This window comes from Cupriavidus sp. H18C1 (genome assembly GCF_049311595.1).
Classification (GTDB): domain Bacteria; phylum Pseudomonadota; class Gammaproteobacteria; order Burkholderiales; family Burkholderiaceae; genus Cupriavidus; species Cupriavidus cauae.
On the sequence record NZ_CP186009.1, the window covers coordinates 2,032,432 to 2,045,460 of the forward strand.

Below are 13,029 nucleotides of genomic sequence, written 5' to 3' on the forward strand. Positions count from 1 at the left end.
CCCTCACCCCAACCGCCGCACCACCGCGTCCGCAAACTCCCGCGTGCTGGCCTTGCCCTTCAGGTCGCCGGTACGGATGTTGTCCTCGTTCAGCGTCTGGTCGATCGCGGTGCGCATCCGCTGCGCCAGGTCCTGGCGGCCGACGTGCTCGAGCATCAGGCCGGCGGCCAGCATCAGTGCGACCGGATTGGCCACGCCCTTGCCCGCGATGTCCGGCGCGGAGCCGTGCACCGCCTCGAAGACCGCCGCGTGATCGCCGATATTGGCGCCGGGCGCCAGGCCCAGCCCGCCGACCAGCCCGGCGATCTGGTCCGACAGGATGTCGCCGAACAGGTTGGTGCACAGCAGCACGTCGAACTTCCACGGGTCCAGCACCAGCTGCATCGCGCAGGCGTCGACGATGCGGTCCTCCATCTCGACCCGTCCCGCATAATCGGCCGCCACCTCGCGCGCGGCCTCCAGGAAGATGCCGGTCAGCGCCTTCAGGATGTTGGCCTTGTGGACCACGGTGACTTTCCTGCGGCCGTTGCGCAGCGCGTATTCGAAGGCGAAGCGGGCGATGCGCAGGCAGTCGGCGCGCGTATTGGTGCCGGTGGACACCGCCACCGCGCGCGGATCGTCGCCGACCGCGATGTAGTAGTCGTGCGCGACATAGAAGCCGCCGACGTTCTCGCGCACCAGCACCAGGTCGATGTCCTGGTAGCGGCCCGGCACCAGCGTGCGCGCCGGCCGCACGTTGGCGTAGAGCTGGAACAGCTCGCGCAGCCTGACATTGACCGAGCGGAAGCCGCCGCCCACCGGCGTGGTCAGCGGCCCCTTCAGCGCCAGGCCGGTACGGCGGATGCTGTCCAGCGTGGCCTCGGGCAGCGGGTCGCCGCTCGCCTCCAGCGCGGCCATGCCGGCCTGCTGCGTCTCCCAGGCGAACGGCGCGCCCAGCGCGTCCAGCACCTGCAAGGTCGCGTCCATGATTTCCGGGCCGATGCCGTCGCCGGGAATCAGCGTGGCCGGGATGGCGGCACCGCCGCCGGGGGTCGTGCTGGCGATCGTGCCGGGCGTCGCGCTGGTGGTCGTCTTGTCGGCCTTGTTGGTCGGATTTGCATCGGTTTGCACAGGCGATCTCCACAAATTGACAATGGCTACGGATGGCGGCGGCACGCCCGCAAGGACCAGCCCGGGCCGGCACAGCCCGGCAGCCCGGGGCCCGATCAGCCGCCAGGCGCCTTGCCGCCAAGGCTCGCGCCCTCCCCCGCCCGGGCCCATGGCCGGTTCGCCGGCCCCTTCCGCCGGCGCCGCGCGCGTGCGCACCACCACCTCCGAATGCAAGGTTCGGTGCACCGGGCACTTGTCCGCGATGGCCAGCAGGGCCTCGCGCTGCTGCGCGTCCAGCGGCCCGCGCAGCGTGACCTCGCGTTCGATCCAGTCGACCTTGCCGTCGCGCGTGTCGCATTCCGCGCAGTCGGCGGCATGGATCTTCTCGTGCCTCAGTGACACGCTGATGTGTTCGAGCGGCCAGCCCTTGCGCTCGGCCACCATCCGGATCGTCATCGAGGTGCAGGCGCCCAGCGCCGCCAGCAGCAGATCGTAGGGCGCCGGTCCGCCGTTCAGGCCGCCGAACGAGACCGGCTCGTCGGCCAGCAACCGATGCTTGCCGACCGTGACCTGCTGCTGGAACTTGCCGGCATGGTTCTCCTCGACCCGCACCAGCCCCTCCTCGACCGCCGCGGCCGGCAGCGTGGCCGCATCGATGCCAAGGTAGCGCTGGCTCCAGGCGGCGATGGTGTTGGCGACATAGGTCGCGTCCTCGCGCCGCGTCAGCAGATGGTCGGCGTGGTCCAGCGAGACGAAGCTCTTCGGATGGCGGGCGGCGATGAACAGCTGCGTGGCATTGTCGATGTCGACCGTGCCGTCGACCGGGGAATGCATCACCAGCAGCGCGCGGCGCAGCTTCGACACCTTGGGCAACAGCGCCTGTTCGGCGACGTCGTCGAGAAACTGCTTGCGGATGCGGAACGGACGGCCGGCCAGCTGTACTTCGGCCTCGCCCTGGGCGGCAATGGTGTCGGCGTGCTCGCGCAGCAGGCCGACCACATGCGACGGATCGCTCGGCGCGGCGATGGTCGCCACCGCCCTCGCCTCGGGAATGCCATCGGCCGCCGCCAGCACGGCGGCGCCGCCCAGGCTATGGCCGATCAGCAGCGCCGGCGCCTGCAGATGCTGGCGCATGTAGTCGGCAGCCGCATGCAGGTCCGCGACGTTGGACGAGAAATTGGTATTGGCGAAATCGCCGCCGCTGCCGCCCAGGCCGGTGAAGTCGAAGCGCAGCACCGCGATGCCGTGCTGGGTCAGCGCCTGGGCGATGCGGCTGGCCGCCACCACGTCCTTGCCGCAGGTGAAGCAGTGCGCGAACAGCGCGTAGGCCTTGACCGGGCCCGCCGGCATGTCGAGGCGGCCCGCCAGCGGCTGACCGTCATGGCCCGGGAACTGGATCTTCTGGTTGGCCTGGCTGGTTGGAGTCGCCGGGCTCGCCGGGCTGGGCTGATTCGAGGGATCGGGCATGCGAGGGCTCCTGGCGAAAAAATGGCGCGATGGCCGGTCTTCGTTACTGTAGCCGCTCCGACCATCGAAGTGGCCGAAAGGTCATGCAAATCGGGCCGCTTCGCCCCCTTGGAAAGGTCCGCGACAGGGCCTTCGCCAGACATGCCGTAGACATGGTGCAGACAAGCAGCAGACATGCCGCGTGTCCCGAAACGGCACGCGATCACAGGGCCGATCCGTCACGGGTAATCCCTACATTGTTGCGCTTGGTTGCAATTCCTAACATGAAGTCAATTACAAACCACTTGCATGCCGCCCCCCTTCCAATTCGGCATTCGCCACCGGGCCGGCCTCCGCATCGCAATTCCAGACGTCGCATCAACGGTTCGAGGCTGGCGCACTCGCGGCGCTGCCTCCGGTGTCGTCAACAGCAGCAAGGGGGAAGACAGCATGGCAGCGAAAAACAAGCGCGGTGCGGTATCGCGACGGGGATTTCTGGGCGGGGCTGGGGCTGCGGTCGGTGCAACGGCGCTGGGATTTCCGGCGATCGTCAAGGCCCAGGGTCCGATCACGATGCGCTGGCAAAGCACCTGGCCCAGCAAGGACATCTTTCACGAGTTCGCCGGCGACTTTGTCGCCAAGGTCAACGACATGTCGGGCGGCGAGCTGAAGATCGAGCTGCTGCCGGCCGGCGCGGTGGTCAAGGCGTTCGATCTGATCGACGCGGTCAGCAAGGGCACGCTCGACGGCGGCCACGGCGTGATCGCCTACTGGTATGGCAAGAACTCCGCGCTGGCGCTGTGGGGTTCGGGACCGGCCTGGGGCATGGACCCCAACATGCTGCTGGCCTGGCACAAGTACGGCGGCGGCAAGGAGCTGCAGCAGGAGATCTACCGCAGCCTGAACCTGGACGTGGTGTCCTTCCTGTATGGACCGATGCCGACGCAGCCGCTCGGCTGGTTCAAGAAGCCGATCACCAAGCCGGAGGACTTCAAGGGCCTGAAGTTCCGCACCGTCGGCCTGTCGATCGATATCTTCACGGGGCTGGGCGCGGCGGTGAACGCGCTGCCCGGGGCCGAGATCGTGCCGGCGCTGGACCGCGGCCTGCTCGATGCGGCCGAGTTCAACAACGCGAGCTCGGATCGCGCGCTGGGGTTCCAGGACGTGTCCAAGGTCTGCATGCTGCGCAGCTTCCACCAGTGCTCGGAACAGTTCGAGATCCTCTTCAACAAGAAGCGCTACGACGCGCTGCCGCCCAAGCTGCGCGCGCTGATCGCCAACGCCGTGGACGCCGCCTCGGCCGACATGTCGATGAAGGCCATCGACCGCTACTCGAAGGACTATCAGGCGCTGCAGCAGCAGGGCGTGAAGTTCTACGCGACGCCCAATTCGGTGCTGCAGGCGCAGCTGAAGATCTGGGACGAAGTCGTGGCGCGCAAGGAAAAGGAAAACCCGATGTTCAAGAAGGTCAACGACTCGATGAAGGCGTTCGCGCAGCGCAGCACCCGCTGGCAGAACGACACCAACGTCGACTATCGGATGGCCGCCACGCACTACTTCAGCAAGCGCAGCTGACCAGCGGGGCGCGATCGTGCAATCCCTGCTGCTTGCGATCGACAGGATCAGCACCCTGATCGGTCAGGCCGCCTCGTGGCTGATCGTCGCATTGACGTTGATGATCAGCTACGAGGTGTTCTCGCGCTATGTCCTGTCGACACCGCATGCCTGGGTGTTCGACGCCAGCAACATGCTGTACGGCGCGCTGTTCATGCTGGCCGGCGCCTACACGCTCGCCAAGCGCGGGCATGTGCGCGGCGACATCCTCTATGGCTTCCTGCCGCCGCGCGCGCAGGCCAGCATCGACCTGGTGCTGTATCTGGCCTTCTTCTTTCCCGGCGTGATCGCGCTGGCCTGGGCCGGCATCGACTTCTTCGAGGTGTCGCTGGCGCAGAACGAGCACTCGTCGATCGCAGCCGACGGTCCGCCGATCTATCCCTTCAAGGCGGTGATTCCGGTCGCGGGCGCCCTGCTGTTGCTGCAGGGCGTGGCGGAGACGATCCGCTGCGTGATCTGCCTGAAGCGCGGTCATTGGCCGATGCGCGAGGGCGACGTCGAGGAAGTCGACGTGGACAAGCTCAAGCAGATGGTCAGCGCCGAGGCCGCTGCGGGGACGGTGGCGACGCCGGCGGTGGCGGAGGGTGGCGCAGAGCGAGACGAGCGCCTTGGTCCCGTTGAAGGCGATGAGCGCGATCCACGCAATGAAGCTGCTGACCGCGCTCCATCCGATGCAACCGTTCGACGCGATGCGCCCACGCCCGACGCGGGCCCGGGCGACCCGCTCGATCCCCGCGTCCCGCGCGACGATCGCAACGATCGCGACGGCCGCGAACACAAGCCAGCGCGCGAAACCGACGGAGCGCCGCGATGAGAAAGGAACTGTGGTTCGGCGCCACGCTGATGGTGCTGATCGTCGCGGCGGTCTTCATCCTGATGCCGTCGCCTTCGGAATGGACCAACGGCCATCTCGGCCTGCTGATGCTGGCGCTGATCGTCGCCGCGATCATGCTGGGCTTTCCGACCGCCTTCACGCTGATGGGCATGGGCGTGCTGTTCGCCTGGCTCGCCTATCGCCATGCCGATCCGAACATCGCCGTGCAGCAGACGCTGGACCTGATGGTGCAGCGGACCTATGCGGTGATGACCAACGACGTGCTGATCTCGGTGCCGCTGTTCGTCTTCATGGGCTACCTGGTCGAGCGCGCCAACCTGATCGAGCGGCTGTTCCGCAGCCTGCATCTGGCGCTGGCCTGGCTGCCCGGCTCGCTGGCCGTCGCCACGGTGATCACCTGCGCGGTGTTCGCGACGGCGACCGGCATCGTCGGCGCGGTGGTCACGCTGATGGGGCTGCTGGCGCTGCCGGCGATGCTGCGCGCCGGCTATAGCGCGTCGCTGTCGGCGGGCGCGGTGACCGCGGGCGGCTGCCTCGGCATCCTGATCCCGCCGTCGGTGCTGCTGATCGTCTATGGCGCGACGGCCGGCGTCTCGGTGGTGCAGCTGTACGCGGGCGCCTTCTTCCCCGGCCTGATGCTGACCGGGCTCTACCTGATCTACGTGATCGTGCTGGCCAAGCTGCGGCCGCGGCTCGCCCCGCCGCTGCCGATGGCCGAGCGCGAGGTCCCGCTGCCGCCGCTGCAGCAGCGGCTGCGCGACACCATCGGCGCGCGCGCCCTGCCCGCGCTGCTGACCGCGCTCAAGGGCCGTCGCAACGCCGCCATCCCGACCGGCCAGCTGATGCGCCAGTTCGGCATCGCGGTCCTGCCCGCGCTGGTGGTGGCGCTGCTGATGGGCTCGATCTATGCCGGCGTCACCGCCGCGCCGCCGGCGGCCATCGACTCGACGCTGATGGAGCTGGGCGCGGCGGGCACCGAAGAGTCCGCCGGGCTCGATACGCTGGCGCCGCCGCCGAGCGAGGACAGCGCGCCTGCCGCAGCCGCGGCCCCGGCCCCAGCCGACTCGGCCGCCCCGGCCACGCCGGCTGCCGAATTGCCGCAGGCCGGCAACGCACCCAGCCCGGGCGCGGCGGCACCCAGCCCTCCCGGTGCCGACACGGCCAATCCCCCCAGCCACCGCGCCGCAGGTGCCAAACTGGTTCTGGATCACGCTGGCCGTGGTCTGCGTGGCGATGGCGTACTTCTACTGGCGCTTCGACTTCGCGCGGATGGAGATCTTCAAGCAACTGCTGTCGTCATTCTTCCCGCTGGCGGTGCTGATCCTCGCCGTGCTCGGCTCGATCGTGTTCGGCCTGGCCACGCCGACCGAGGCCGCGGCGGTCGGCGCGCTTGGCGGCGCGCTGCTGGCGGCAGCCTACGGGCAGCTCAACTATGGCGTCGTCAAGGAGTCGGTGTTCCTGACCGCCAAGACCAGCGCGATGGTCTGCTGGCTGTTCGTCGGCTCGTCGATCTTCTCGGCCGCGTTCGCGCTGCTGGGCGGCCAGGCGCTGGTCGAGCAGTGGGTGATGTCGATGGACCTGACGCCGCTGCAGTTCATGATCCTGGCCCAGGTGATCATCTTCCTGCTGGGCTGGCCGCTGGAATGGACCGAGATCATCATCATCTTCATGCCGATCTTCGTGCCGCTGCTCGACAACTTCGGCATCGATCCGCTGTTCTTCGGCCTGCTGGTCGCGCTGAACCTGCAGACCGCCTTCCTGTCGCCGCCGGTCGCGATGGCCGCCTTCTACCTGAAGGGCGTGGCGCCGCCGCATGTCACGCTGAACCAGATCTTCGGCGGCATGCTGCCGTTCATGGCGATCCAGGTGGTGGCGCTGGTGCTGCTGTACATGTTCCCGGACATCGGGCTGTGGCTGCCGAAGGTGTTGTATCAGTAGATCGTCACGGGGGTATCATGGCCGGGTCGTCAGACTCGCCATCCACAGGGGCACTCCGGTGCCCCTGCGGCTTTCCGGCGTACCGCCTCCCCGTTTCCGTTCGAACCGATCTCCAAGGAATCGCCATGTCCGAATTCAAGATGGAATACCGCCGCCTGGGCCGCAGCAATCTGAAGGTGTCCGCACTGTGCCTGGGCACCATGATGTTCGCCGACCAGACGGACGAGGCCGAGGCCGGCCGCATCGTCGCCAGCGCGCGCGACCATGGCGTCAATTTCATCGACACCGCGGACGTCTACAGCAAGGGCGGCTCCGAGCAGATGGTGGGCCGGCTGATCGAGGCCGATCGGCAGGAATGGATCCTGGCCACCAAGCTGGGCAACGCGATGGGCTCGGCGCCGAACCGCGGCCACTACTCGCGCGTCTGGATGCTGCGCGAGGTCGAGGACAGCCTGCGCCGGCTGGCGACCGACTACATCGACATCCTGTATCTGCATCGGGATTACGCCCACGAGAATCTCGAGGAGGCGGTGCGCGCGATGGGCGATCTGGTGCGCGACGGCAAGATCCGCTACTGGGCGGTGTCGAACTTCCGCGGCTGGCGCATCGCCGAGATCGCGCGGCTGTGCGACCAGCTGGGCGTGCCGCGGCCGGCCGCCTGCCAGCCCTACTACAACCTGCTGAACCGGATGCCCGAGGTCGAGATCCTGCCCGCCTGCGAATACTACGGGCTCGGCGTGGTGCCCTACAGCCCGGTCGCGCGCGGCGTGCTGACCGGCAAGTATCTGCCGGGACAGCCGCCGGAGGCCGGCACCCGCGCCGGACGCGCCGACCGCCGCATGATGCAGACCGAGTTCCGCGAGGAATCGCTGGTCATCGCGCAGCAGCTGAAGGCCCACGCCGAGGGCCGCGGGCTGACCGCCGGCCAGTTCGCCACCGCCTGGGTGCTGGCCAATCCGCTGATCAGCTCGGTGATCGCTGGCCCGCGCACGCTCGCGCAGTTCGAGGATTATTTCGGCGCGATCGGCGCGGCACTGTCGCCCGAGGAAGAAGCGATGGTCGATGCGCTGGTGGCGCCGGGACACCCGTCCACGCCGGGCTATACCGATCCGAGCTATCCGTTCACGGGGCGGCCGGTGAAGGTGGCGGCGGCAGGCTAAGCGCGGCGCGGGACCCGGCGAACCGGGGGAATCGGCGCCCCTGCGACCCGGCGACCCGACGACCCGACGACCCTGCGACCCTGCGCCCCCTGCGACCCGACGACCCTGCGACCCTGCGACCCTGCGACCCTGCGACCCCTGCGACCCTGCGACCCTGCGACCCTGCGACCCTGCGGCATTGCGGCTCGCCGGGTGCGTCTCACCACCCTCGTCCCATGTCCTGGATCGATCGGGACAGTCCCAGCGCGTCGATCCCCGCCAACGTCCCGATGCGGACTACCCCGGCGCCTCCCGACGGCTCGTCCTGGCCGAGTTCGGTCAGGCAACGGGAGATGTGCACGGCGTGCTTCGACAGGCAGGGCTCCCTCCCCCGGCGGAAGATTCCGGGCGGGACGATCGAGGTCCATGCTGGTGTCGCCGGACCTCTGCGGGCCGCGCAACCGGCCGGGACGAAGCGGCCGCGCCGGCGGATTGCGGCGATTGTGCGGGCGTAACGCTTCGCGCCGATCGTGCGATGCCGTGGGAACGCGCGCTTCGCCGCAGCAAGGCGGGGGTTGCCCGCCGGTATCGCCCCCGCCGTTGCCAGTGGGAAGTTGTCCGCCTGCATCGCCACGGCCGCTGCCGGCTGGAGGTTGTCCGCCGGTATCGCCGCGGCCGTTGCCCGCGGTGCAAGACCGCGCGTGCCGGCCGATCTCGGCCTGTGCTGCCAGCCATTCGCCCAAGTATTCCTCGCGGCTCTGCCTGCTCCGGTAGATCGCGACGACGGCCTGTCCGTGCCCGCGCGCCGCGGTGGGCGGCGCGTTGACATCGGCGCGGATGAACGCGATGGAGACCTCGTCGTTGTGCCGCTCGGCCAGCGTCAGGCGGCCGGTGGCGGGTGTGGCGGAGAGATACAGCGGCGCACGGGCGCCAAGGAGCCACGATTTCAGTACGGTGAACATATGCGTCCTCGTCGAGTGAAATGCAGGCGCCATCTTTGCCGGCATTGCCAACGCGGACTACTGGAAACGTGTGCGGAATGTGCGCATAGCGATGTGTTACCGCATCGCCATCCGAGTGTGAAACCGGGCCTGGGTCGCAAACCACGTAGCGATCGACATCGCGACCTACGTCGCAATCTACGTCGCAACGGACGGCAAGACCCACGCCCCCGACGAACCGGCCGCCGGTCTACAGCCCCTTCTCCACCATCGCCAGCACGCGCTCGCCCAGCGCAATCCGTTGCGCTTCGTCGGCATGGCGCAGCGGCCCGTCGATGATCAGCAGCGCGAGCCCGTGCACCGCCGACCAGGCCAGATACTCGGCCCCCGGGCGTCGCTCGGCAGGCAGCACGCCGGTCGCGACCAGCGCGTCCAGCGCGGCGCCGAGCAGCTGGAAGGGATTCAGGCCGCTGGGACCGGCCTTGGCGGGATCGCTGTCGTCTTCCACCATCGTCGGCGTGGCAAAGGCGGTGCGGAACAAACCCGTCTGCGTCTGCGCGAACTTCAGATAGCCGGCGCCGATGGCGCGCAGGTTGGCGCGGGCCTTCGCGACCGGATCATTGCCGTCGACCTGCGCGGCCGCTGCGGCCAGCTCCGCTTCCATTGCCACCGCCAGCGCGGACAGCGCCGCGGCGCGTACTGCCTCGAACAGCGCCTGCCGGTTGGCGAAATGCCGGTAGGCGGCATTGGGCACCACGCCGGCACGGCGCGTGGCCTCGCGCAGCACGACGGCGTCGGGGCCACCGTCGCTGGCCAGCGCGATGCCGGCGTCAATCAGCGCGCGGCGCAGATCGCCGTGGCGATAGGTCGTCCGCGGCGGCGGTTCGACGGAGAACTTCAGCGCGGTGACCATCAGGCTGCATGGCCGCCATGGGGGGCGGCCATGCCCGTGTTGGGCGCATGATCGGCGGCACCACCGGCGGCACCACCGGCGACACCACTGGCGGCACCACCGGCGGCACCACTGGCGACACCACCGGCGGCACCACTGGCGGCACCACTGGCGGCACCACCGGCAAGACCACCGGCAACACCGTCGGCAACACCATTGGCGACACCATCGGCCGCCTCGGCGCCTTCCGGCGTCACCGACACCGGCGCGGTGCGCGTGCGCAGCAGCATGCCGCCCAGCACCGCGGCCACCAGCGCGAAGATGGCGCCGACCAGGAAGGCGGCGTGGTACCCCGCGTTCAATGCCTCGGCCGGCGCGCTGCCGGCAGCCGCCGCGCCCGCGGTGCGACCAGCGGCGAGGCTGGCCAGCACCGCCAGGCCGAGGGCGCCGCCCATCATGAACGAGGTATTGACCACGCCCGACGCCAGGCCGGAATCGCTCGGCTTGACGTCGCTCATCGCGGCCAGCAGCACCGGATTGAACGCGATGCCGGCGCCAAGGCCCAGCAGCAGCATGCCGGGCAGCACGTCGACGACGAAGCCGCCGTCAACCGGCGCGCGCGCGAACAGCAGCAGGCCCAGCGCCGCGAGCAGCAGCCCGGCCGCCAGTGGCACGCGCACGCCGTAGCGCATCACCAGACGCGCCGACAGCCCCAGCGAGAACGCCGCCATGATCAGATTGGCCGGCAGGAACGCCAGGCCGACCTGCATCGGGGTGTAGCCCAGCACCAGCTGCAGGTACAGCGCCGAGATGAAGAACCAGGCGAACATCGCCGCGGCCCACAGCACGCCGACCACGTTGGAGACCGCGACATTGCGCAGCCGGAACAGCCCCAGCGGCATCAGCGGATGGGTGACGCGCGACTCGATCAGCAGGAACACCAGCAGCAGCGCCACCGCGATGCCGAGCATCGACACGGTCTGCGTGGCCAGCCAGCCAACCTCGTTGCCATTGACGACCGCATAGACCGCCAGCATCAGCGAGACGGTGATCGTCACCGCGCCGCCGACGTCGAGCCGCTGCCCATTGGCAGAGCCCGGCAGGTTCGGAATCAGCGCCAGGCACAGCGCGTAGACCGCGACGCCGATCGGCAGGTTGACCAGGAAGATCCAGTGCCAGCTCAACGCGCTGGTCAGCAGGCCGCCGAGCAGCACGCCGATGCTGCCGCCGCCGGCGCAGACGAAGCCATAGACGCCCATCGCCTTGGCGCGGTCGGACGGCGTCGAGAACAGATCCATGATCAGCGACAGCGCCACCGCGGACACCACCGCGCCGCCGACGCCCTGCACCGCGCGCGCGGCGACCAGCAGGCCCTGCGATTGCGCCACGCCGCAGGCCAGCGACGCGAGCGTGAACAGCGTGATGCCGAGCAGGAACAGCCGGCGGTGGCCGAACAGGTCGCCGAGCCGGCCGCCGAGCAGCAGGAAGCCGCCGAAGGTCAGCATATAGGCGTTGACGACCCAGACCAGCGCGGTCTCGGTGAAACCGAGTTCGTTGCGGATCGACGGCAGGGCGACGTTCACGATGGTCGTGTCCAGCACGATCATCAGCTCGCCCAGGCATAGGACCATCAGCGCCAGCCAGCGCTTGCGGTCATCGAGTGTGTGCTGCATGGCGTGTCCTTTTGCGGTTCCTGGTTTTTTGTTTGGGTTCTTTGCTTCGGGAGCATTGACGGGAGGATTGGCGCGCGGGCATTCCGCGCAGTTGTGTACAGCGTTCACAACCATAGCACACAAATGGACAATGTCCACTTCTGCGTTTTCATGTTGGCTTTACGCCACATTCGGACGTCCCGGATAGCAAGCCGCCGTGCGTTGCGTGGCGCTCAAACCGTGCGCCGGTTGCGCCCCCTGCGTGCCCGGCCGGCGCCCTCCCCCGTCGGCCCGCAGCACCGTCATCTCCGCCAGATAGTCGAGCAGCCGCTTGACCGCCGCCGAGCGCGGCCGCTTGTCGCGCACGATCAGCTGCGCGTCGGCGGCCTCCAGCACCGCGTTGCGCACCGGCAGCGCCACCAGCTGGTCGCCCAGCTCGCGCGCGACCGCCAGCGCCGGCAGGAAGGTCACGCCCAGGCCGGTGCTGGCGTAGTGCTTCAGCGCCGCGATCGAGTTGGTGGTCAGCGCCGCGGTGAAGCGGACTTTCTCGGTCAGCTCGACCAGCTGGATCACCTGGCGCAGGCCGAAGCCCGGCGTCATCAGGCCGACGGGATACGGCAGGATGTCCGCGACGGTCAGCGCCTTGCCGCGGCGGGCGAGCGGATGATCGGGGCGTGCGATCACGCAGACCGGCTGGCGTCGCGCCGTCAGCACGCGCAGCGTCGGCTCCGGCGGCGGCGCATAGGCCAGGCCCACGTGCGCCCGATCCTCGGCGACCGCGCGCACCACCTCGTTGACGTTCATCAGCTCGAGCGTGACGTGGATCTTCGGATAGCGCTGGCAGAACTCGTTGAGCACCGCGTGGATCAGCTCGTCGATAAAGCCCTCGCCGGCGACGATATGGATCTGCCCGCGCTGCAGCCCATTCAGTTCCTGCAGCCGAGCCAGCAGCGTCTCCTCGCCGGCCAGCCGCTCGCGGTAGTGGTCGAGCACCAGCTGGGCCGCCTCGGTCGGCATCACGCCGCGGCCACGGCGCTCCAGCAGTGTCGCGCCGAGTTCGCCTTCGAGCTGCTGGATCTGCCGGCTGATCACCGACGGTTCGACATCGAGTTTGTCGGCGGCGGCGCGGATCGAGCCGGCAGCAACGGCCGCATAGAAATAACGCAGCCGGCGTTCGCTGAGTCCGGCCGGCAAGGCGCCGTCGCGGTTCGAGTCGGGGGGATACGGGCACGGGGTGTTTCCTTCGAACGTTGTCTGCATGCGGGGGCGTCGTGGCGGCCAGCAGCGTTGAACGACCAGCGTTGATCGTCCAGCGTCGGCCAAGCGTTGATCGTCCAGCGTCGGCCAAGCGTTGACCGGAGCGTTGACCAAAAAGCAACGGAATCGTACAGCGATGGCTATTGTTCCTCAACGGCCGCGTTGGCAACAATGCGCGAAGGCTGGCGTCGCCCTGGTCGCGAACGCCTGCCGAACGGGACAACAA

General features: G+C 68.9%; 9 protein-coding genes and 3 pseudogenes. 5 read left to right on the plus strand and 7 right to left on the minus strand.

All coding sequences use genetic code 11. The features are described 5' to 3' along the window. Positions 1-3 precede the first annotated feature (3 nt). Both OJJOAM_RS25050 and OJJOAM_RS25055 read right to left on the minus strand, forming a co-directional pair. A complete protein-coding gene (locus tag OJJOAM_RS25050; RefSeq protein ID WP_422651056.1) occupies positions 4-1,044 on the minus strand; it encodes an isocitrate/isopropylmalate dehydrogenase family protein in 1,041 nt (346 codons plus the stop codon). A gap of 312 nt (positions 1,045-1,356) precedes the next feature. Beyond that, a pseudogene (locus tag OJJOAM_RS25055) lies at positions 1,357-2,556 on the minus strand (alpha/beta fold hydrolase); the annotation flags it as partial. 429 nt (positions 2,557-2,985) lie between these two features. Between OJJOAM_RS25055 and OJJOAM_RS25060 the strand changes: the two are divergent. The 3 genes and pseudogenes from OJJOAM_RS25060 to OJJOAM_RS25070 form a co-directional block, all read left to right on the plus strand. Next, complete coding sequence (locus tag OJJOAM_RS25060) at positions 2,986-4,110, plus strand: TRAP transporter substrate-binding protein (RefSeq protein ID WP_149318084.1); 1,125 nt, start codon at positions 2,986-2,988, stop codon at positions 4,108-4,110. 16 nt (positions 4,111-4,126) lie between these two features. Beyond that, positions 4,127-4,762: pseudogene (locus tag OJJOAM_RS25065) on the plus strand (TRAP transporter small permease subunit); the annotation flags it as partial. A gap of 371 nt (positions 4,763-5,133) precedes the next feature. Further along, positions 5,134-5,583 (plus strand): annotated as a pseudogene (locus OJJOAM_RS25070) (TRAP transporter large permease subunit); the annotation flags it as partial. Positions 5,584-5,888: 305 nt separating this feature from the next. Here OJJOAM_RS25070 and OJJOAM_RS25075 read toward each other — a convergent pair. Further along, on the minus strand, positions 5,889-6,143 hold the full coding sequence (locus OJJOAM_RS25075) for a hypothetical protein (RefSeq protein ID WP_422651091.1): 255 nt from the start codon (positions 6,141-6,143) through the stop codon (positions 5,889-5,891). A gap of 29 nt (positions 6,144-6,172) precedes the next feature. Between OJJOAM_RS25075 and OJJOAM_RS25080 the strand changes: the two genes are divergently transcribed. Further along, on the plus strand, positions 6,173-6,922 hold the full coding sequence (locus tag OJJOAM_RS25080) for a TRAP transporter large permease subunit (RefSeq protein WP_422651057.1): 750 nt from the start codon (positions 6,173-6,175) through the stop codon (positions 6,920-6,922). 125 nt (positions 6,923-7,047) lie between these two features. Beyond that, the gene (locus OJJOAM_RS25085) at positions 7,048-8,082 is read left to right on the plus strand and encodes an aldo/keto reductase (protein WP_422651058.1); all 1,035 of its coding nucleotides are present in this window, start codon (positions 7,048-7,050) and stop codon (positions 8,080-8,082) included. A gap of 199 nt (positions 8,083-8,281) precedes the next feature. On the opposite strand, the gene OJJOAM_RS25090 is transcribed toward OJJOAM_RS25085, so the two are convergent. The 4 genes from OJJOAM_RS25090 to OJJOAM_RS25105 all read right to left on the minus strand — a co-directional run bounded on the left by OJJOAM_RS25090 (position 8,282) and on the right by OJJOAM_RS25105 (position 12,806). Continuing rightward, entirely contained in the window at positions 8,282-8,422 is a 141-nt protein-coding gene (locus OJJOAM_RS25090; RefSeq protein ID WP_422650265.1) for a hypothetical protein, read from the minus strand. An 830-nt stretch (positions 8,423-9,252) separates the two neighbouring features. After that, the gene (locus OJJOAM_RS25095; protein WP_422650266.1) at positions 9,253-9,915 is read right to left on the minus strand and encodes a TetR/AcrR family transcriptional regulator; all 663 of its coding nucleotides are present in this window, start codon (positions 9,913-9,915) and stop codon (positions 9,253-9,255) included. After that, the gene (locus OJJOAM_RS25100) at positions 9,915-11,567 is read right to left on the minus strand and encodes an MFS transporter (RefSeq protein WP_422650267.1); all 1,653 of its coding nucleotides are present in this window, start codon (positions 11,565-11,567) and stop codon (positions 9,915-9,917) included. The genes OJJOAM_RS25095 and OJJOAM_RS25100 overlap by 1 nt, the downstream gene beginning before the upstream one ends. A gap of 159 nt (positions 11,568-11,726) precedes the next feature. Beyond that, positions 11,727-12,806, minus strand: coding sequence for a LysR family transcriptional regulator (locus OJJOAM_RS25105; RefSeq protein ID WP_422650268.1), 1,080 nt, complete (start codon positions 12,804-12,806; stop codon positions 11,727-11,729). Between the last annotated feature and the right edge of the window lie 223 nt (positions 12,807-13,029).

Coding starts and splice junctions, on each gene's coding strand:
- OJJOAM_RS25060 (WP_149318084.1), top strand. CDS start 2,986: ATGGCAGCGAAAAACAAGCGCGGTGCGGTATCGCGACGGGGATTTCTG.
- OJJOAM_RS25085 (WP_422651058.1), top strand. CDS start 7,048: ATGTCCGAATTCAAGATGGAATACCGCCGCCTGGGCCGCAGCAATCTG.
- OJJOAM_RS25095 (WP_422650266.1), bottom strand. CDS start 9,915: ATGGTCACCGCGCTGAAGTTCTCCGTCGAACCGCCGCCGCGGACGACC.
- OJJOAM_RS25100 (WP_422650267.1), bottom strand. CDS start 11,567: ATGCAGCACACACTCGATGACCGCAAGCGCTGGCTGGCGCTGATGGTC.
- OJJOAM_RS25105 (WP_422650268.1), bottom strand. CDS start 12,806: ATGCAGACAACGTTCGAAGGAAACACCCCGTGCCCGTATCCCCCCGAC.